This window comes from Roseateles sp. P4_D2 (assembly GCF_056401875.1).
Genome location: NZ_JBFUIM010000002.1, coordinates 183,881 through 202,656 on the forward strand (window position 1 = coordinate 183,881; position 18,776 = coordinate 202,656).

Annotated in this window: 20 protein-coding genes; 4 read left to right on the forward strand and 16 right to left on the reverse strand. The window is 68.4% G+C overall.

The features are described from left to right. Positions 1–50: 50 nt before the first annotated feature. Together AC1DW0_RS04220 and AC1DW0_RS04225 are read left to right on the forward strand one after the other, a co-directional pair. Entirely contained in the window at positions 51–1,652 is a 1,602-nt protein-coding gene (locus tag AC1DW0_RS04220) for a SpoVR family protein (RefSeq protein ID WP_056190958.1), read from the forward strand. 25 nt (positions 1,653–1,677) lie between these two features. After that, complete coding sequence (locus AC1DW0_RS04225; protein WP_056190960.1) at positions 1,678–2,019, forward strand: hypothetical protein; 342 nt, start codon at positions 1,678–1,680, stop codon at positions 2,017–2,019. Here AC1DW0_RS04225 and AC1DW0_RS04230 read toward each other — a convergent pair. The 8 genes from AC1DW0_RS04230 to AC1DW0_RS04265 all read right to left on the reverse strand — a co-directional run bounded on the left by AC1DW0_RS04230 (position 2,016) and on the right by AC1DW0_RS04265 (position 6,510). Continuing rightward, positions 2,016–2,396 (reverse strand): VOC family protein, encoded by a 381-nt coding sequence (locus AC1DW0_RS04230; protein ID WP_056190962.1) that lies wholly within the window; start codon positions 2,394–2,396, stop codon positions 2,016–2,018. The genes AC1DW0_RS04225 and AC1DW0_RS04230 overlap by 4 nt on opposite strands. Positions 2,397–2,410: 14 nt before the next feature. Further along, on the reverse strand, positions 2,411–3,034 hold the full coding sequence (locus AC1DW0_RS04235) for a LysE family translocator (RefSeq protein ID WP_056190964.1): 624 nt from the start codon (positions 3,032–3,034) through the stop codon (positions 2,411–2,413). A gap of 1 nt (position 3,035) precedes the next feature. Further along, positions 3,036–3,443, reverse strand: coding sequence for a hypothetical protein (locus tag AC1DW0_RS04240; RefSeq protein WP_056190966.1), 408 nt, complete (start codon positions 3,441–3,443; stop codon positions 3,036–3,038). A 46-nt stretch (positions 3,444–3,489) separates the two neighbouring features. Further along, on the reverse strand, positions 3,490–3,768 hold the full coding sequence (locus AC1DW0_RS04245; RefSeq protein ID WP_056190967.1) for a hypothetical protein: 279 nt from the start codon (positions 3,766–3,768) through the stop codon (positions 3,490–3,492). Beyond that, positions 3,768–5,030, reverse strand: coding sequence for an ammonium transporter (locus tag AC1DW0_RS04250; protein ID WP_457388554.1), 1,263 nt, complete (start codon positions 5,028–5,030; stop codon positions 3,768–3,770). Before AC1DW0_RS04250 ends, AC1DW0_RS04245 begins: the two co-directional genes overlap by 1 nt. 156 nt (positions 5,031–5,186) lie before the next feature. Further along, positions 5,187–5,885: an ArsR/SmtB family transcription factor gene (locus AC1DW0_RS04255; protein ID WP_477945014.1), complete on the reverse strand. Its 699-nt coding sequence runs from the start codon at positions 5,883–5,885 to the stop codon at positions 5,187–5,189. Further along, entirely contained in the window at positions 5,882–6,205 is a 324-nt protein-coding gene (locus tag AC1DW0_RS04260; RefSeq protein WP_056190972.1) for an antibiotic biosynthesis monooxygenase family protein, read from the reverse strand. Before AC1DW0_RS04260 ends, AC1DW0_RS04255 begins: the two co-directional genes overlap by 4 nt. Next, positions 6,202–6,510: an NIPSNAP family protein gene (locus AC1DW0_RS04265; RefSeq protein ID WP_477945015.1), complete on the reverse strand. Its 309-nt coding sequence runs from the start codon at positions 6,508–6,510 to the stop codon at positions 6,202–6,204. Before AC1DW0_RS04265 ends, AC1DW0_RS04260 begins: the two co-directional genes overlap by 4 nt. 147 nt (positions 6,511–6,657) lie before the next feature. On the opposite strand from AC1DW0_RS04265, the gene AC1DW0_RS04270 reads away from it, so the two are divergent. Continuing rightward, positions 6,658–7,800 carry a GGDEF domain-containing protein gene (locus tag AC1DW0_RS04270; RefSeq protein WP_477945016.1) on the forward strand — a complete coding sequence of 381 codons (1,143 nt, stop codon included), beginning with the start codon at positions 6,658–6,660 and terminating at the stop codon, positions 7,798–7,800. A gap of 162 nt (positions 7,801–7,962) precedes the next feature. Here the strand turns inward: AC1DW0_RS04270 and AC1DW0_RS04275 are convergent, their stop codons facing one another. Together AC1DW0_RS04275 and bla are read right to left on the reverse strand one after the other, a co-directional pair. Continuing rightward, positions 7,963–8,859 (reverse strand): AraC family transcriptional regulator, encoded by an 897-nt coding sequence (locus AC1DW0_RS04275; RefSeq protein ID WP_457353301.1) that lies wholly within the window; start codon positions 8,857–8,859, stop codon positions 7,963–7,965. Next, entirely contained in the window at positions 8,856–9,716 is an 861-nt protein-coding gene (bla, locus tag AC1DW0_RS04280; RefSeq protein ID WP_477945017.1) for a class A beta-lactamase, read from the reverse strand. Before bla ends, AC1DW0_RS04275 begins: the two co-directional genes overlap by 4 nt. Before the next feature lie 205 nt (positions 9,717–9,921). Between bla and AC1DW0_RS04285 the strand changes: the two genes are divergently transcribed. After that, entirely contained in the window at positions 9,922–12,111 is a 2,190-nt protein-coding gene (locus AC1DW0_RS04285; RefSeq protein ID WP_477945018.1) for a TonB-dependent receptor, read from the forward strand. Between the two features lie 66 nt (positions 12,112–12,177). Here the strand turns inward: AC1DW0_RS04285 and AC1DW0_RS04290 are convergent, their stop codons facing one another. The 6 genes from AC1DW0_RS04290 to AC1DW0_RS04315 all read right to left on the reverse strand — a co-directional run bounded on the left by AC1DW0_RS04290 (position 12,178) and on the right by AC1DW0_RS04315 (position 18,724). Beyond that, positions 12,178–12,576, reverse strand: coding sequence for a VOC family protein (locus AC1DW0_RS04290; protein ID WP_056190984.1), 399 nt, complete (start codon positions 12,574–12,576; stop codon positions 12,178–12,180). A gap of 93 nt (positions 12,577–12,669) precedes the next feature. Further along, the gene (locus AC1DW0_RS04295; protein WP_477945019.1) at positions 12,670–13,116 is read right to left on the reverse strand and encodes a nuclear transport factor 2 family protein; all 447 of its coding nucleotides are present in this window, start codon (positions 13,114–13,116) and stop codon (positions 12,670–12,672) included. A gap of 26 nt (positions 13,117–13,142) precedes the next feature. Further along, positions 13,143–14,063 carry an alpha/beta hydrolase gene (locus AC1DW0_RS04300; RefSeq protein WP_477945020.1) on the reverse strand — a complete coding sequence of 307 codons (921 nt, stop codon included), beginning with the start codon at positions 14,061–14,063 and terminating at the stop codon, positions 13,143–13,145. Positions 14,064–14,090: 27 nt separating this feature from the next. Further along, on the reverse strand, positions 14,091–16,712 hold the full coding sequence (locus AC1DW0_RS04305) for a glycoside hydrolase family 3 C-terminal domain-containing protein (RefSeq protein ID WP_477945021.1): 2,622 nt from the start codon (positions 16,710–16,712) through the stop codon (positions 14,091–14,093). Positions 16,713–16,903: 191 nt separating this feature from the next. Beyond that, a complete protein-coding gene (locus AC1DW0_RS04310) occupies positions 16,904–18,346 on the reverse strand; it encodes a cytochrome P450 (RefSeq protein ID WP_477945022.1) in 1,443 nt (480 codons plus the stop codon). 3 nt (positions 18,347–18,349) lie between these two features. Next, positions 18,350–18,724 (reverse strand): hypothetical protein, encoded by a 375-nt coding sequence (locus AC1DW0_RS04315; protein ID WP_457325851.1) that lies wholly within the window; start codon positions 18,722–18,724, stop codon positions 18,350–18,352. Positions 18,725–18,776: the final 52 nt, after the last annotated feature.

Consider the following 18,776-nt stretch of genomic DNA (forward strand, 5'->3'; position numbering starts at 1 on the left):
CGGCGCGGCCTGCAAGGCCGGCCGACGTACTCGTTGGACGAGGGGCTGACATGAGCAGTAAAGAGGACCGCCGTCACCACGAGCGCCCGGCCAACCCGCCGGCCGGCATGCCCGACCGCCGCCAGCACCTGCCGCTGCGGCGCATGAAGCCGCTGTTGCGCAGACCCAGCCAGCCCCTGCCCTCGCCCAATGACTGGAGCTTCGATCTCATCGACGAGTACCACACCGTCATCAAGAACACCGCCGAGCGCTTCGGCCTGGACACCTATGCCAACCAGCTCGAGGTCATCACCGCCGAGCAGATGATGGACGCCTATGCCTCCGTCGGCATGCCGGTCAACTACCGGCACTGGAGCTACGGCAAGGAGTTCATCAGCACCGAGCGCAACTACAAGCGCGGCCAGATGGGCCTGGCCTACGAGATCGTCATCAACTCCGACCCCTGCATCGCCTACCTGATGGAGGAGAACACGCTGGCCATGCAGGCCCTGGTCATCGCCCACGCCTGCTACGGCCACAACAGCTTCTTCAAGGGGAACTACCTGTTCCGCATGTGGACGGACGCCTCGTCCATCATCGACTACCTCGTCTACGCCAAGAACTACGTCGCCGACTGCGAGGAGCGCTACGGCGTCGATGCCGTCGAAACCCTGCTCGACTCCTGCCACGCGCTGATGAACCACGGCGTGGACCGCTACCGCCGCCCGGCCAAGCTGTCGCTGGCCGAAGAGCGCGCGCGGCTGAAGGACCGCGAGCAGCACGCGCAGTCGCAGATCAACGACCTGTGGCGCACCCTGCCCAAGAAGGCCGACCGCCCCGACGAAGCCGCCGAGAGCCGCCGCTTCCCCGACGAGCCGCAGGAGAACCTGCTGTACTTCATCGAGAAGAACGCGCCGCTGCTGGACCCCTGGCAGCGCGAGGTCGTGCGCATCGTGCGCAAGATCGCGCAGTACTTCTACCCGCAGCGCCAGACGCAGGTGATGAACGAAGGCTGGGCCACCTTCTGGCACCACCGCCTGCTCAACCAGATGTACGACGACGGCTACTTGAGCGACGGCATGATGATCGAGTGGCTCAAGTCCCACACCAACGTCGTCTACCAGCATCCCAACGCCAACCTCAACCCGTATGCGTTGGGCTTCGCGATGTACACCGACATCAAGCGCATCTGCGAGAACCCGACGGATGAAGACCGCGACTGGTTCCCCGACATCGCCGGCAGTGACTGGCTGCCCACGCTCGACCACGCGATGCGCAACTTCAAGGACGAGAGCTTCATCGGCCAGTACCTGAGCCCGAAGATCATGCGCGACTTCCGCCTCTTCTCCATCATCGACGACGAGGCCAAGAGCGAGTACGAGATCTCCGCCATCCACGACGAAGGCGGCTACCGCCACGTGCGCCAGGCGCTGGCGCGCCAGTACGACCTGTCCACCCGCGAGCCCAACATCCAGGTCTGGAACGTCAACCTGCGCGGCGACCGCTCGCTGACGCTGCGCCACGTGCAGCACCTGAACCGCCCGCTGCACGACAGCGCCCAGGAAGTGCTCAAGCATGTCGGCCGCCTCTGGGGCTTTGGCGTGCAGCTGGAAAGCGTCAACACGCGCGGCGACGTGACCAAGCGCTGGAGCGTGCCGGCTCAGGTGGGCTGAGGGCTGAGGGCTGATACTCGCCGGCATGTTCCGGCTGCTCCTGTCTGCTGCCCTTGTCGCCACCGCGGCCTGGCCCGCCCATGCCGCCGGACTGACCGAGCGCCAGGCCTGCCTGAAGCTGATCGGCACCGCCCGTGCCCTGCACCTGGCTGGCCCCAACAAGCGCGGCGACTACCGCTGCAAGCGCCACCCCACCGACGCCGACTTCGTCTTCACGCTGCGCTTCGACGGCCCCAAGGAGCCCAAGGACGCCAGCCATCTGCTGGGCCATTACGCCGTCGACAGGGCCACGCGCGAGGTCTACCAGTGGGATCTCACCACCGGCCAGCGCGGCGCGCCCCTCGTGCCGCCGAAAAGCAAGCGCTAACCTTCGTAGGTCCTGATCTCGATCAGGTGCTTGTTGGGATCGTTGAAATAGAGCGTCGGCCCCGGCCCACGCGCACCCACCTCGCTGCCCGGCCCCGTGTTCGTACCCACGGAATCAAAGGTCGGCCCATAGCCCAGGCCCGCCGCCTTGATGCGCTCGAAGATGGTCTCGAACTCGGCGCGGGTCACTGCAAAGGCGTAGTGCTCGAAGCCCGGCGTGCCCCAGGGGGCGAGCTGCAGCTGACAGTCCGGCCCAGCCTTGATGACAGTGAAGGGACCGTCGCGGCCGGCATCGGTGAAGCCCATCACGTCGACGTAGAAGCGCACGCTGGCGTCCAGGTCGTTGACCTTGAGGATCAGGTGGTCGAGCGTGGGCATGCGGTCTCCCCGTATCAGCGAGCGCGCTCCAGGGCGACCTTGATGCCCAGCCCCACCAGCGCAGCGCCCGCGAGCTGCTGGAAGCGCTGGAAGATGCGCGGCTTGGCGAGCAGCCAATGCCTGGCCCTGCCGCCCAGCGCGGCGGTGCACAGGTTGACCGCCGTGCCCGAGACGATGGACACCATGCCCAGCAGGGCCGCCTGCCAGCCGGGATGGCCCAGGGCGGGGTCGATGAACTGCGGCAGGATGGCCAGGAAGAAGATGGCCACTTTGGGATTGAACAGGTTGGACAAAGCGCCCTGGGCAAACGGCGAAGACCAACGGCTGTTCACGGGGCCGGCAGCCACCTCGGTGGGGTGGCGCAGCATCTGCCAGCCCAGCCACACCAGGTAGGCCGCGCCGACCGCCTTGACCACCAGAAATGCCGTGGGAACGGCGGCCAGGAAGGCGGTGAGTCCCAGGGTGGCGGCCGCGACGTGAACCAACGCAGCGCAGGCAATGCCCAGGCACACCTTGGCTCCTGCGGCCGTGCCGCGCGAGACCGCGTTGGAGAGGATGCAGATGACATCCGGCCCTGGAATGAGGGCAAAGCTCATGTTGAGCAGCGTGAAGGCCAGCAGGGTAGGGAGTTCGATCATTTCAGCCCTGACGTGTTTGAGTGTTCACCAACGACAGCCGTCTCGCGAACAGCACGGCCGACACCAGCAACAGCATCAGCCCCGTCGTCGCCTCGGCCCAGATCGTCAGATTGGCCATCAGCGTGTGCTGCGAGCACAGCCCCAGACGATAGTGCAGCAGGCCATCCAGGCCCAGGGCGCCATAAACGCCAAGGGCCAGCAGGCCAAGCGTGGGCAGACCCAGGCGCGTCAGCACCCATGCCAACAGGCCAACGGCGCAAACCGCAAACCAGCACAACCAGACCGTCCCCGGGGTCAGCCATGCCGGCATGCCAGGATAGAAGGCGATGTACTGAGCGTTGTGACTGAAGTGGGCGAGGCTGGCTGCGAAGTAGGCCGCGACGAGCGGCGCGATGCGGGTGATGTGCATGGCATGCGTTGTACAACGCCATGCCGGGCCACGCGGAGAAGACGCGTCAGCGCAGGCCACCGATGTAGCGGGCCGCCGCCACTGCACGCGCACTTACAGGCGTTGGTGCCGCCGGCGGCGGTTTCGGGAAGAGCATGGCTTGCAGCCGCGCGCCCCAATCCGCCACCTCTGGATGCTCGGCCTGCTGGCAGGCCAGGCGGATGATCTCCCGCGCGTAGTCGGCGTTGCGCACCAGCCATTCGACGTCCGTCACGCGACCCATCTTGCGGCGCATCAGCACATGCAGGTGGGCGGCCACGGCCAGCTTCTCGCTGTCGCTGGCCATCACGCCACCTGCTCGCCGTGCTGGCTGAGATCCAGCCCCTGCTGCTCGCGCGCCGCATCCACGCGCAGCCCGCCCAGCAGCAGATAGACCAGCAGCAGGATGCCCGCCGTCATGACCGCGCTGAAAGCCACCGTGGCCAGGACCGCCACGGCCTGCGTGCCCAGCGACCCGGTCACGCCACCCACCCGCGGATCGGCCAACAGACCGGTCAGCAGCGCGCCGACGATGCCGCCCACGCCGTGCACGCCGAACACGTCCAGCGAGTCGTCGGCGCGCAGCCAGCGCTTGAGCCCGGTGGCACCCCAGTAGCAGGCCGCGCCGGCCGTCAGGCCGATGAGCACGGCCGAAGCCGGCGTCACGAAGCCGCAGGCCGGCGTGATGGCCACCAGCCCCGCCACGGCGCCGCTACACAGGCCCAGCAGCGTCGGCGTGCGCCGCGTCACCCATTCAGCCGCCATCCACGACAGCGCAGCCGCCGCGGCACCGAGCTGCGTGTTGAGCATTGCGATGCCGGCCCGTCCATCCGCCGCGCCGGCCGAGCCGCCGTTGAAGCCCATCCAGCCCACCCACAGCAGGCCGGCGCCGGTCATCGTGTAGGCCAGGTTGGCCGGCGTGAGTGCAGCACGGCCGAAGCCCACGCGCGGGCCGAGCATCCACGCGGCCACCAGACCCGCGACCCCGGCGTTGATGTGCACCACCGTGCCGCCGGCAAAGTCCAGCGCACCCAACTGGGCCAGCCAACCCTGCGGCGCCCAAACCCAGTGCGCCACCGGCACGTAGACGAACAGCGACCACAACCCGAGAAAGGCCAGCAGGCTGGCGAAGCGCATGCGCTCGGCTACCGCGCCGATGACCAGGCAGGGCGTGATGACGGCGAAGCTGAGCTGGAACAGCGCGAACACCGCCGCCGGCACGCTGGGCATCAGCGGATGCACGCTGACCAGGCCGGTCGCCTTGTCATGCAGCACATTGCCCAGCCCGGCGCCACCCAGGCCGCCGATCCAGCGCTCCAGCCCGGCCGGCCCCGGCTCGAACGCCAGGCTGTAGCCACAGACGAACCACAGCAGCGTCACCAGCGCGGCGCAGGCCAGCGTCTGGGCCATGACGGCCAGGATGTTCTTCTTGCGCACCATGCCGGCATAGAACAGCGCCAGGCCGGGCAGCGTCATCAGCAGGACCAATGCGGTGGCGCTGAGCAGCCAGGCGGTGTCGCCGGCGTTGATCTGGGCGGCCGGCACCTGCTCGGCGGCCAGTGCGGGCATCGCAAGCAAGCCCGTCAGTGACGCGGCCGATCGGCCCCAGGGGGTGAACCGCGCGGCGGGAAAGCAAGGATGAATGGGCATAGGGATGCGGCGGGTGGTAGCGCCGCATGAATAGCAAGCTCTACGCCAACGCGCCCGCGGCGCCGGCCACGTGGCTCAACCGGCCAACAGCCCGTCGACGAATTCGCGTTGGCCGGTGGGCGTCAAGACCAGTTCGCGCGACGTGTCGCGGCGGCGCAGCCAGCCGCGCGCCAGCAACGCCTCCAGCAAAGCCACGGCCTCGGCGCCCGCGAAATGCTCGCGTCGCTCGGACCAGTCCACGCACGGATAGAGCGCCCGGCCCGCAGCCACGGTCGCCAATTCCAGTCCTTGCGCCTGCAGCGCCGCGCGCGCCGTGTCCGTCAACCGTTCTGCACTGCCCGCCCGCTCCACCCAGCCGCGCGAGCAAAGGACGTCATGCAGCCGCACGCCCAGCTCGCCGGCCAGGTGGCCATAGCAACTGCGCGCATGCCGCAGGCCGCGCATCTCCGGCCGCTGCCAGCGCTTCAAGTCGGCCGCCGGCTCGTCGATGCCATCGCGGCGATCCGCCAAGCGCAGCAGCGCCTCCAGTGCATGCGCCACGTCGCCATCGGCCAGGCCGAAATAGCGATGTCGCCCCTGCGGCCGCACGCGGGCCAGGCCCTCGTCGACGAGCAGCTTCAGGTGGGCCGACATCGTCGCCGCGCCCACGCCGGCATGCGTGGCCAGCTCGCCGGCCGTGTGCAGGCGGCCATCGAGCAGGCGGGCCAACGTCCGTGCTCGCGTCGGGTCGGCGATGGCCGCGGCAATGCGCGCAAGGCGGGGTTCGGCGTTCATCGAGGGACCTGTTCGCGCTCGTTCAGGCCGTAATCGCGCACCACATGCGCCACCCGCAGCCGGTAGTCCTTGAACAGCCCGCCGCGCCCGGCCGCCTGGGCCTCGCGATGCCGCTCCACCTCACGCCAGCCGCGCACCGCCTCCTCGTCGCGCCAGAAGGACAGAGACAAGAGCTTGTCCGGTTGCGTCAGGCTCTGGAAGCGCTCCACCGAGATGAAGCCGTCCATGCGCTCCAGCAGTGGCTTCAGCGCGGCGGCATGGTCGAGGTAGGCCTGGCGGCCCTCGTCGGTGGGCTGGACTTCAAAGATGACGGCGATCATGGCTGCACATCCTCACAGAAAGTGCGCTCCTCGCGCAGGATGAAGCGCTGCTTCTGCGCGAACTCGAAATTGGCCCGCGCCTCGGGGTCGGCCTTGAGGCGGACGCGGTAGGCCTCGTAGTCGGCCAGCGAGTCGAAACCGACCAGGCCCCAGGCCTCGTAGTTCGTGCCCTCGTGCGGCAGCCAGTAGCCCAGCAGCCGGCCGCCCAGGCGCGGAATGATGCGGCCCCAGGCCTGCGCGTACTCGCGGAAGGCCTCGCGCTGGAAGGGGTCGAGCTCGTAGCGGATGAAGCAGGTGACGGGCATGGTGTGTGCTCACGGAGAGTTGAAGGGATGAAGGCAGTGTGGGCGGCTTCATCCCCGCGACGCTTCGCCGTGCAACGAACTGTGTCCCGCCGCCGCGCCAGCGCGGCGGCCGCTATCCTCGCCCGGCATCTCAACCCGCCATCCACCGTGCCCAAACTCGCGCCCCATCCTGCACCTGCTCCCGCGAGCTGGGCGGATTGGCTGCTGGGCCCGAAAGGCCAGGGCCGCGGCGCGGTGAAGCTGACACTGCTGGCGCTGACGGTCTACGGCCTGTTCGCGCTGAACGTGGCCGTGCAGGTCAACCTCGGTCTGATGGAGGCCGGCGCCGGTGCCTGGATCAGCGGCGTCGGCCTCGCCGGCATCGCGGGCTTTTACGTGCTGGTTCGCACGGGCCTGAGCCGTCATCTGGCACGCGACCGGTCGCTGACGCTGCCGCAATCGGTCTTCGGCGCGCTGATCACGGCCTGGGGCTATGCCATCGACCCACCGCTGCGCGGCGCCATCATCGCCATCATGCTGCTCAACCTCGTTTGGGGCATGTTCGTGCTGTCGCAGCGCCAGGCCTTCGGGCTCTATCTGTTCGGGCTGGCGTCGCTGGCCGTCGCGATGGGCTATGGCGCCACGACGGACCCGGCCAACTTTCCCGCGGCAGTCGAGTCCCTGCACTTCAGCTTCGCGGCCATCCTGATGACGGCGGTGTCGGTGCTGTCGGTCAACATGGCGCGGCTGCGCGCCAAGCTCAGCGCGCGCACCGCCGAACTGCGCGCTGCGCTGGGGCGCATCCAGTACCTGGCCCACCACGACGAGCTGACCCAGATCAGCAACCGCCGCCATTTGAGCGAGCGCCTCGCCGCCGAGCAGCTGAACCAGCGCCAGCATGGCCATGTGATGAGCCTGGTGCTGATCGACATCGACCACTTCAAGACCGTCAACGACCGCCACGGCCACGGCGTGGGCGATGCGGTGCTGCGTCATTTCGCGGCCACCCTGCACGCGACGCTGCGCACCAGCGATTTCGCCGGGCGCTGGGGTGGCGAGGAGTTCCTCGTCGTCACGCCGCAGGCCAGCGCCGACACGGCCGCAGCCCTGGTCGAGCGCCTGCGCGACGCGCTGGAAGCGGCCTCCTTTGACAGCATCGTGCCGGGCCTGCACGTCACCTTCTCCGCCGGCGTGGCGGAATGCGCGCCCGGCGAGGACCTGCACCTGGCCATCGACCGCGCCGATCGCGCCCTCTACCAGGCCAAGCAGACCGGGCGCGCCCGCACGGTCAGCGAGTTCGCACAACTATGAAACCCCTCGCCCAGTCTCGCCGCGCTGAACGCCGGCGTGCCTGGTCGGTCCCCCGCGGGGACGGCGATGCTTGCGGCATCAAGCCGCAAGCACATCGCCCTAGGCGGGCCGGCTAGGGAGCGGCCCGGCGCTCGGCCCGCAAGAGCGTCCGACAAGAGCGGGTCATAGCGGCGCGACAGGGATGCACAGCTCGCAGTCGAACACACCGGTCTTGAAGTCGAATTTCGACTGCGGCCCGTAGTGCTCGAAGCAGGGCCGCGCATCCAGCTGCAGGCCGCTGCTCGGCAGCCACCGGCCCATCATGGCCGCCCAGGCGGCGCCGATCTCGGCGGCCGTGCCTTCGAAGTCCAGCGCCGCATAGCGGCCACCGGGCAACTCGGTGACGATGGCGCCGCCGTTGGGCGCCCAGTCATCCGGCACGGCCACGCCGGCGTCGTAGCGGCATTGCTCGGGCGGCACGAGGCTGGGGTCGTCGTGGCTGATGCCGAAGCGCGACACGGCACCGAGGTTCTGCGTGGCCAGCCAGGGGTTGAAGGTCTCGGCCCAGAAGCGGCCAAGGGCAGGGCCATAGGCGCCCTGGTAGCGCAGATAGCCCATGCGCACAGGCGGGCGGTCGATGAGGCGGACGTTCACGGGATCTCCTTCGTCACGGTTGCGGGAGAAGCCATGCTCGTCGTCCAGCCCGGCGCCGGCTTGATCCAGATTGCTATCGGCCTGATCGAGATTGCGCCATTGCGCCGGTGGCAGGCCGAAGCGCTGCTTGAAGGCCCGCGAGAAGGCCTCGGCCGAGCCATAGCCCACGCTGAGCGCGATGCTCAGCACGGTCGAATCCGGCTGGCCGCGCAGCCGCTGAGCGGCCTTCTCCAGGCGACGGCGCGCCAGGTAGTCGCCCAGGGTCTGGCCCGTCCAGGCCAGGAAGAGGCGGTGGAAGTGATAGGGCGAGAAGTGAGCGACGGCGGCCAGCGCCTCCAGGTCCAGCGGCGCGTCCAGATGCCGGTCGATGTGGGCCTGCACGCGGTGCATGCGGGCCTCGTACTGGCGCCGACTCGCGTTGTTCAAGCCCAGGCCCTCACCAGCCCGCGCATCGCGTCCGCATGCACCGCGTTGAGCTCGTCGGCCGCGGCCTTGGAATCCGACTGAAAGGCAACAACGACCCAGGGCGAACGGCTGCCCGGCGGGAACACCAGAGCCACGTCGTTGACCGCGCCACGGCCGCCGCTGCCGGTCTTGTCGATGACGCGCCAGTTCGCATCCGGCACGCCGGCCCGCAACCGCTTCAGGCCGGTGCGCGAGGCCTGCAGGTCGGCCCACAGCCGCGCCTGGTTGGCCCGCTTCAGGCCCGGCCCGAGCAGCAGGTGCTGTAGCGTCTTCGCGAAGGCGCGCGGCGTGCTGGTGTCGCGCGGGTCGCCCGGGGCGTTCTCGTTGAGTTCGGTCTCGAAACGGTCCAGGCGCGTGACCGCGTCGCCCTGCTGGCGCAGCCAGGCCGTCAGGCCGGCTGGCGAATCACAGCAATGGCGCAGCAGCACATTGGCGCAGGGGTTGTCGCTCTCGACGACGATGCCCTGCACCAGCTCGGCCAGCGTCGCTTGGCCACGCGGCAGCAGCCGGTCGAAGGCCGGCGAATGCGGCACCCGCTCGCTCTCACGCAGCGGCACGGCGTCGTTCCAGCCCCAGCGCCTGGCCTCCACGCCCTGGGCCACGCGCGCGGCAAGCAGGATCTTGAAGGTCGACGCCGTAGCGAATCGCTCGTCAGCGCGGTGGGCCATCACGCGGCCGCTGCCGGTGTCGATGGCGAAGAAGCCGATTCGGCCCTGCACGCGGCGTTCCAGCGCGGCGAAGTCAGCGGCATTGGTGGCAAGGCTGCGGGTGGCTACAGGCGCCAGAGCCAGGCCAGCAAGGAGGGGACGACGTTTCATGCGCCGCATTCTCGTGCGCCCCCGCACGGCCCCGGTGCGGGGGGCACCTGCACGGCCCGTCCGCAAACTGACTACTCCGTCAGACTTGCGCAACAACGCAGTCATGACGGCCGCCAGCCCCTGCGGCGGTCCGCACAATCGCCGCCGGCCCTGCAGTTGGGGCCGCTTCCTTTTTTGGAGTCGTTGTTTGATGAACGCACCGCGCATGAGCCTCCTGGCCCTCGCCTTGAGCACCGCCATTCCCGCCCTGGCTCAAGAAGCCCCGGCCAAAGACCGCAGCCAGCTCGAAACCGTCGTCATCACGGCCGAGCGGCGTGCCGAAAACATCAAGGACGTGCCCAACGCCGTCTCCAAGATCAGCGGCGACAAGCTCGACGTGCTGGCCTCGGGCGGCCAGGACCTGCGCTTCCTGTCGGGCCGCGTGCCCAGCCTGAACATCGAGTCCAGCTTCGGCCGCGCCTTCCCGCGCTTTTACCTGCGCGGCTACGGCAACACCGACTTCCGCCTCAACGCCTCGCAGCCGGTCAGCGTCATCGTCGACGACGTGATCCAGGAGAACCCCATCCTGAAGGGCTTCCCCATCTTCGACACCGCCGCGGTGGAAGTCGTCGCCGGCCCGCAAGGCACGCTGTTCGGCCGCAACACGCCGGCCGGCGTCGTCAAGTTCGACTCCGTCAAGCCCAGCCACAAGCAGGACGGCTACGCCAGCGTCACGGTGGGCAACTACGGCACGCTGAACCTCGAAGGCGCGGCCAACCTGCCCCTGAGCGGCGACTGGGCTGCCCGCATCTCCGCGCAGAGCCAGCGTCGCGGCGACTGGGCCGAGAACACCGCCCCCGGCGCCGTCACGCCCAAGACCGAGGGCTACCGCGACAGCGCCGTGCGCGCCCAGGTGCTGTACGAGCCGCACAAGCAGTTCAGCGCCCTGCTCAACGTGCACGTGCGCGACCTGGACGGCAGCCCGCGCCTGTTCCGTGCCAACGCCATCAAGCGCGGCACGAACGACCTGGCCGACGGTTTCGACGCCGAGAAGGCCGCCTTCAATGGCGTCAACGACCAGACCTTGAAGCAGACCGGTGGCAGCCTGCGCCTGAAGTGGTCCGTGCCCGGGCTGAACATCTACGCCATCAGCGGCTATGAGCATGTGAAGCCGCTGTCCCGCGGCGACATCGACGGCGGCGTGCCCGGCGCACCCGGCATCCCCTTCCAGTCCGAAACCGGCAGCGGCATGAACGGCCACCGCCAGCTGACGCAGGAAGTGCGCCTCGAGTCCAACATCGCTGGCCCCCTGAGCTGGCAGGCCGGCGTGTACCTCTTCGACGAGAAGTACACGATCGACAACATCACCTACAACACGACGACGCACGCCGACGTCGACCACATCTACAGCGCCCAGACCAACAAGGCCGGCGCCGTGTTCGGTTCGGTCAATTACGCCGTCAGCGACGAGCTCAAGCTGCGCGCCGGCCTGCGCTACACCAAGGACAAGAAGGACCTGTCCACCACCCACGCCGGCACGGGCCTGTTCAACACCTCCACCGGCACCAGCGCCAGCACCAACGACGGCAAGTGGAGCGGCGACCTGTCGGCCACCTACAAGCTCGACGCCGACACCAACCTCTACGCCCGCTACGCCAATGGCTTCCGCGCGTCGTCCATGCAGAACGCATCGGCCTTCGCCGGCCAATCGCAGGCCAGCCCGGAAACCGTCAACTCCTATGAAGTCGGCTTCAAGAGCGAACTGCTCAAGCGCACGCTGCGCCTGTCGGGTTCGCTGTTCAGCTACACCGTCAAGGACCTGCAGCTGACGGCCGTGGGCGGCAGCGTCAACGCCACCCGCCTGCTCAATGCCAAGAAGGCCACCGGCACCGGCGCCGAGATCAACCTCGAAGCGCTGATCACGCCCGATCTGATGGTCACCTTCGGCGGCTCGCTGAACAACACCAAGCTCAAGGACGCCGGCCTGGGCGTGCCTCCGGGCGGCTCGCTGAAGGTCAATGGCGCCTTCCCGACGGTGCAGGACCCCATCGTCGGTAACAACGCGATGGTCGACGGCAACTCGCTGCCCAACGCGCCCAAGTGGACCTACAACCTCACCGCGCGCTGGAGCATTCCTCTGGCCAGCGGCGACGAGGTCTACGTCTATACCGACTGGGCCTACCGCTCCAAGGTCAACTTCTTCCTGTACGAGGCCACCGAGTTCACGGGCAAGAGCCTGACCGAAGGCGGCGTGCGCGTGGGCTATCTGTGGGGCAACGGAAAGTACGAAGCCGCCGGCTTCGTGCGCAACGTGACCAACCAGATCCGCGTGACGGGTGCCATCGACTTCAACAACCTGACCGGCTTCATCAACGAGCCGCGCACGTATGGCGTGCAGTTCAAGGCGATGTTCTAAAGAGCGCTCGCCGAAGACAGGAACGCCGCCCTCGGGCGGCGTTTTTCATGGGCCTCCGTCGTCAGTTCAAGCCGTCTTGATGCGGTGGAGAGCGCAGAGCTTGTTGCCGTCCGGATCGCGCACATAGGCCAGGTGCATCGCACCGAGCGCCCCCTCGCGCAGGCCCGGCGGCTGCTCGATGGACTCTCCGCCGTGTGCCACCGCCACGTCGTGGAAAGCCTGCACCTGCTCGGGCGACGCGCACCCGAAGCCGATGGTGCCGCCATTGGCATGCGAGGCCGGCTCGCCGTTGATCGGCTGGCTCATGCAGAACGTGCCACCCGAATGGCGGTAGAACACCCGCTGGTGGCCCGAGGGCCCCTGGTTGCAAAAGCCCTCGGGCACGCCGAGCGTGCCGAGCACCGCGTCATAAAAGCGCTTGCTGCGCTCGATGTCGTTGGTACCGACCATCACGTGGCTGAACATGGGTATCTCCTCAAGAAAACGTCGAAAGCGCAGGATTGTGGTGCGCTGTGATGTTTGTGGACGCCCGACGCCAGGCGTCCTGATCACTCGAGACTAGGACGGCATGCGCGTGACATGGCTGACCACGATCGACCAGCGGCCGTTGACCCGGATCAGCGTGTCCGTGAAGCGCACATCGACCGCGAAGGGCTTGCCGCCGGACCGACCCTTCAGTGAGGTGATGCCCTGCACCACCGCCGCGTCGCCATACATGCGCGCCGTCATGCTGTGGTTCTCGAAGCGCTCATATTGCGGGTCGCCATCGCGGACTTCCTGGAGCGCCTGCGCCCGGCTCTGAACCTCGGCGTTGGTGCTGACGAGGTTGAACTCAGGTGCGAGCAGGCGTTCAAGCGCCGCCAGGTCGCGCAGGCGAAAGGCGTCGCACGCAGCCTGGGTCACTGCCATGGCTTCCTGCTCCGCGACCGAGGCGCCTGCTGCGGGGTTGATGAGCAGCGCGGCAAATGCCACGGCGGCGAGGCACGGGATGCGGAAGGTGATCATGGCGAAGGTCTGGCGGCGGCGGCCCTCTACTTTGCCGCGCCGGCTTTCAAAAAGCCATTCACGTCGAGCCAGCGGACGAAGACCGGGAACCAGCCCTCGGCGGTCTTGCCCGGGTAGCCGAGCCCGAAACCATGGCCGCCGTTCTGGTAGAGATGGAATTCGACCGGCCGGCCGGCATCGAACCAGGACTTGACCACGCCCATCTGTCCACGGAACAGGAAGTCGTCGCTGGCGATGACGTTGAACATCGGCGGCGCGTCCTTGGGCACGTCGACCGGCCCCATGCCGCCGTAGATCGGCGCGATGAAGGCGAGCTTCATGGTCTTGGAGTTGAGCGTGCTGTGCATCGTCAGGCCCGCGCCAGCCGAGAAGCCCACCATGCCCAGCCGCCTGGTGTCGACGCCCCATTCCTTGGCGCGCGAGAGGATGAGGGCATGCGCCGCTTCGGCGTCGGCAAGCTGGTTGGCGAGGTCGGGCACCAGCGAGCGTGGGTTGCCGTCGCTCGATCCGGCCGCGGTGAACATGCGGTTCATCGAGTCCTTGAAGCCGTCGAGCGAGTCCGGCGTCGGCTGCAGCCGGTACTTGAGGACGAAGGCGGCAATGCCCTGGTCGGCCAGCGCCTGCGCCACCTTCCAGCCCTCGTTGTTGATCGACAGCCAGCGGAATCCCCCGCCCGGCGCCACCAGCACTGCCGCGCCATTGCCCTTGCCCGGCGCGGGCAGGAAGGGCGTCAGCGTGGCGGTGGTGACGTTGCGCACCATCGGCTCGCCCCACTGGCGGAACCAGCTCTCGGCGGCCGGCTGCTTGTCGACGCCGCCGGTGCCAAGCGGGATGGCGCGCGGCTCGGCGGGCGCCTGCAGCGGGTGGATGGTGCCGTCCTGCGCGAGGGCGCAAGTGGCAGCGGAGGCCAGCAGCAGGGCCAGCAGGGTGGAGAAGAATGAGGGCATGGTCGTTTGTCCAGCGAGTTGATGGGGTCAGCGCGGCAGCAGCAGCGGCCGCGTCAGCGAGAAGTTGGCGCTCTCCACGGGCGCACCGGTGTCGGGCTGGCCGCCGCCGACGCTGAGCCGATAGGCGCCAGGCATGACCTGGCGCACGCCGTCGCGGTCCACGAAGCTCAGGTCGCGGGCATCGAGCCGGTAGCTCAGCTCGCGCCGTTCGCCCGCCTTCAGATGCAGGCGCTGAAAGCCCCGCAGCGCCAGGCGCGGCCCGCCCTCGAAGCGCGGCGGCGTCAGGTAGAGCTGGGCCACCTCGTCGCCATCGCGCGTGCTGGTGTTGGTGACGGCCGTGCGCACCACCAGGCCCACGTCCTTGCCGTCGTCCTGCACCTCGACCTTGGGCGCCTCGTAGCGGAAGCTGGAATAGCTCAGGCCATGGCCGAACGGGTAGACCACCGGCTTGTCAAAGAAGCGGTAGGTGCGCCCGGCCATGCGGTAGTCGTCAAACGGCGGCAGGTCGCTCGCGCTGCGGTAGAAGGTCACCGGCAGCCGCCCGGCCGGGTTGGCCACACCGGTGAGCACCTGCGCGATGGCCTGGCCGCCGCCCTCGCCCGGGTACCAGGCCTGCAGCACCGCCGCCACGTTCGCCTGAGCCCAGGACAGGTCGATGGCGCTGCCGCTCAGGTTCAGCACCACCAGTGGCTTGCCCCCCTGCGCCGCGGCCTGCAGATAGGCGCGCTGGTCCGCCGGCAAGTCCAGTGTCGTGCGGTCACCTCCCTGGAAGCCTTCGATCTTGACGGGCATCTCCTCGCCTTCAAGGTCCGACGTCAGGCCGACGACGGCCACCACCACGTCAGCGCCCTGCACGGCGGCGCGCAGGTCGGCCAGCGGCTGGCGGGACACGCGCTTCCAGACCATGCCGGGCGGCGCCCCGGTGCCGGACTCGGCCTCGAACTGCAGCGCATAGCGCTCGCCCTGCTTGAGGTCCACCTGCGTCAAGGCGACCGGCTCGGCCCATTGCGTCGGGCGCCTGGCCAGCGTCAGGTCACGACCAGCAACGCGCACCTGGCCTTTGACACCCGCAACACCGAGCCGGTAGCTGCCCGTCTCCGGGGCAACGAAGAAGCCCGTCAAGACCACCCGCGTCACTTCGCCGGACTCGGGAAAGTCGCGCACGCGTGAGTCGAGCTGCGCCACGCCGTGGCTGGCGAAGGCCTTCTCCTGAAAACGGCGCTTGCCCGGCGCCACTGGGGAGCCAGGCTGGAGCTTGAAATAGCTGGCACGCAGGCCCGGGCTGCCGTCGGGCGCGACGAAGGCGCTGGCGGGCACCGGGTCGCCGTCGGTGATCGAGGGGCCGAAGGGCACGAGGCTGACCTGCGCTGCCGGGAACTGCTGGCGCAGGCCCTCGTAGACGGTCTGCGTCGGCCCGGTCTGGCCCGACGAGTAGTTGCCTCGCATCACACGGCGGGCGTCCGCCAGCGGGCCGACGACGGCGATGCGGGCCGAGGGTCGCAGCGGCAGCACGCCGTCGTTCTTCAGCAGCACCAGGCTTTCGAGCGCGGCGCGAAGCGCCAGCGCGCGCTGATCGGGCGAGTTGATCGCCTCGGCCTTCGGGAAGCTGCGCTCGCCCAGCCCCGGCAGATCGCCATTGCGCAGCCGCGCGGCAAACAGGCGCACCAGCGCGTTGTCGATGTCGGCCTCGCGGATGTAGCCGCGCGCCAGCGCCTGCTTGTAGCGCTCGCCCAGGCCCGGCGTGTGCGACAGCGTGGCGCCATTGCACTCGTTGTCCACGCCAGCCTTGAGGGCGGCGGCGGCTCCGGCCGGGGCGTCGGGCGCGTACTTGTGGTGGGCATGGATGTCGACGACGGCGTCGCAATCCGACACCACGTAGCCGTTGAACTTCCAGTCCTGGCGCAGCGTCTTCACCAGCAGGCTGTGGCTGGCGCAGGCCGGCTCGCCGTTGACGCGGTTGTAGGCGCACATGATGGAGCCGGCCTGCGCGTCGACTATTGCCGCGCGAAAGGCGGGCAGGTAGGTGTCCTCCAGGTCCTGCGCCGAGACCCACACGTCCACCGAATGCCGCGTGGATTCGGGGCCGCTGTGCACGGCGAAATGCTTGGGGCTGGCGATGACGTGTGGCAGCGCCGGGTCCGGCCCCTGCATGCCGTGCACGAAGGCCTTGCCGAGCGTCGCGGTCAGGAAGGGGTCCTCGCCATAGGTTTCCTGGCCCCGCCCCCAGCGCGGATCGCGAAAGATGTTGATGTTGGGCGACCAGGTGTCCAGCGCGCCGCCGATCTTGTGCGGGTTGGGCTTGCCGCGCCCCAGCGCGTAGACGGCCCGCACCTCGGTGCTGATGCTGGCCGCCACGTCCTGCATCAGCCGGTCGTTGAAGCTGGCGGCCAGGCCGATGGGTTGTGGGAAGTTCGTCGTCGCACCGGGGCCGAAGGCGCCGTGCAGCGACTCCGTCCACCAGTTGTAGGCCGGGATGTTCAACCGCGGGATGGCCGGCGCGCCGTTGAGCAGTTGCTCCGTCTTCTCGTCGAGCGTCAGCTGGGCCACGATCTGGCGGGCCTGGGCGTCGGCGTCCGTCCTCGGGCTGGCGACGCCCAGGCCGCTGAGGGCCAGGCCCCCGGCGAGGCAGGCGATGGAAAGGGTCTTCAACGGCGTCTCCATTTTTGTCGTTGCGCTAGATTGTGTGGTAGCGCAATCATTTGGACACCTGCTTTTCCCTGATTGACGCCATGGCGACCCCTGCGCAATCCACTCGCGTCCTCTATGAGAACGCGCTCAAGTCGGGAGCGATGAATTCGACAGTGTGATCGATACCAGAATCGATATCTGGAGGTCAGCCGTCAGGCAGCGGCCGAGCGCCGTGCCAGTCGCATCGACAAGCCCACCGGCCCCATCGCCAGCTGCAGCAGCTCGCGCGGCGCCTGGCCGTCGGGCGTGTCCACCGCCGTGATGTCGAAGTGCCGCAGCAGCAGGACACAAGCCAGCTTGATCTCCATCAGCGCCAGATAGCGCCCCGGGCAGATGCGCGGCCCGGCACCGAAGGGCATGCTCAGCCGCTTGGCTGCGCCGGCCTGCTTGGCATCCAGCAGCCAGCGCGCGGGGTCGAAGGCGGCCGCGTTGGTCAGGTAGCGCTCGCTCGTGGCATCGCGCCGCATGACGGCCATGACGATCATGCCGGCCTGCACCTGCACATCGCCCACACGCGCGTCGCGCATGGCTTGCATGACGTTGATGGGCGCCACCGGCCGCAGCCGCATCGTCTCGTGCGCGCAGGCCTCGACGAAGTCCAGCGCGCCGAGCTGCTCCAGAGTCGGCAGCGCGGCCTCACCACAAACGCGGTCCACCTCGGCCCGCGCCTGGGCCAGCGCGTCGGGGTGCTGCCACAGCAGCCAGATCATCCAGGCCAGCGTGTTGGCCGTCGTGTCCTCGCCGGCCAGCAGCATGGTCAGCACATTGCCAGCCACCTGCTCGTCGTCGATGCCGCTGTCGGGCTCGTCGGCCGCCACCAGCATGCCTTCCAGCAAGTTGCCGGGCTCCTCGCGCAGCCCCGGATTGGCGGCCATGCGGGCACGCGCCTTGGCCACGAAGCCCTGAACGGCCACGTTCACCTCGGCCACGCTGTGCGTGAGTGCGCGGTCCTCGGCCGATGGCCACCAGCGCCACAACGGCAGCGGCGCAAAGATGCGCTTGAACAGCATCGGGAAGATGCGGTTCAGGTGCTGCTGGATGACATCCTCGTCGGACTGCAGCGTGTTGACGTCCTCGCCAAAGGCCAGGCCTGCCACGGCGTCCACCGTGAAGCGCATCAGGTCGGCCTGCAGCTCGATGCACCGGTCCTCGCGCGCGGCGATCTGCCAGCGCCCGACGAGGCGCTCGGCCACGCGCAGCAGGAAGGGGTAGTAGCGCTTCACATGCACCGGGTCCAGTCCGGCCATGACCATGCGGCGCTGGCGCTTCCAGGCCTCGCCGTTGGAGCCGAACAGGCCCGCGTTCAGCCCCATCTCGCGGCCGATGTCCTCCAGCCGCTGCGTGCGCCGAAAGCCATCAGGCCGGTCGCGCAGTGCCGTGCTGATCAGCTCGTGGTCACCGACGATGACGAGGCGGCGCTTGCCCAGCCTGAGCCTGAAGATCGGCCCGAACTCCTCGCACCAGGCCTCCACCTGCTGATGCACCCGCGTCGAGTCGATCTGCAGCAGGTTGCCGAATACCGGCACACCGCGCGGGCCGGGCAGGTCATCGAACTGGCGCAGCGCGCCAACGGGAGGGGCGGCAGTGGTGTCCATCGGCTAAACCTTCTCCGGCTTCCAGCGTGGATGCAAGGCATGGATAAGCTCATCTACACGGCTCGTATAACGCTCTCGTGCGAGTAAGTGATCCTGTTCGTCCTTCTCTTTTCGTAGGGTGTAGTACGCGAACTCGTAGCAAGCAATGATCCATGGAAGCACTCTCGCTTCACCTATGCCTCTATGGAAGTAGAAAAGGTAGATCGTTGCGGCGGCAAGGAGAGCCACCCGTAGATACATGAAATAGCGGCCACGCTCGACCTGCTCTCGCGTGGGGCGACTGCACCAGATGCCGCCGGCTTCAGGCGGCAACCTCTTGAAATTCTCGTCCGTCGACTCTCCATAGAGGAGCAACTGGCGAAGCTCAGTTGGTGTCATTTGCTGGCCTCAGCATGGGTTCGAATGACTACCTAGTGTGGCCCGATTTGCT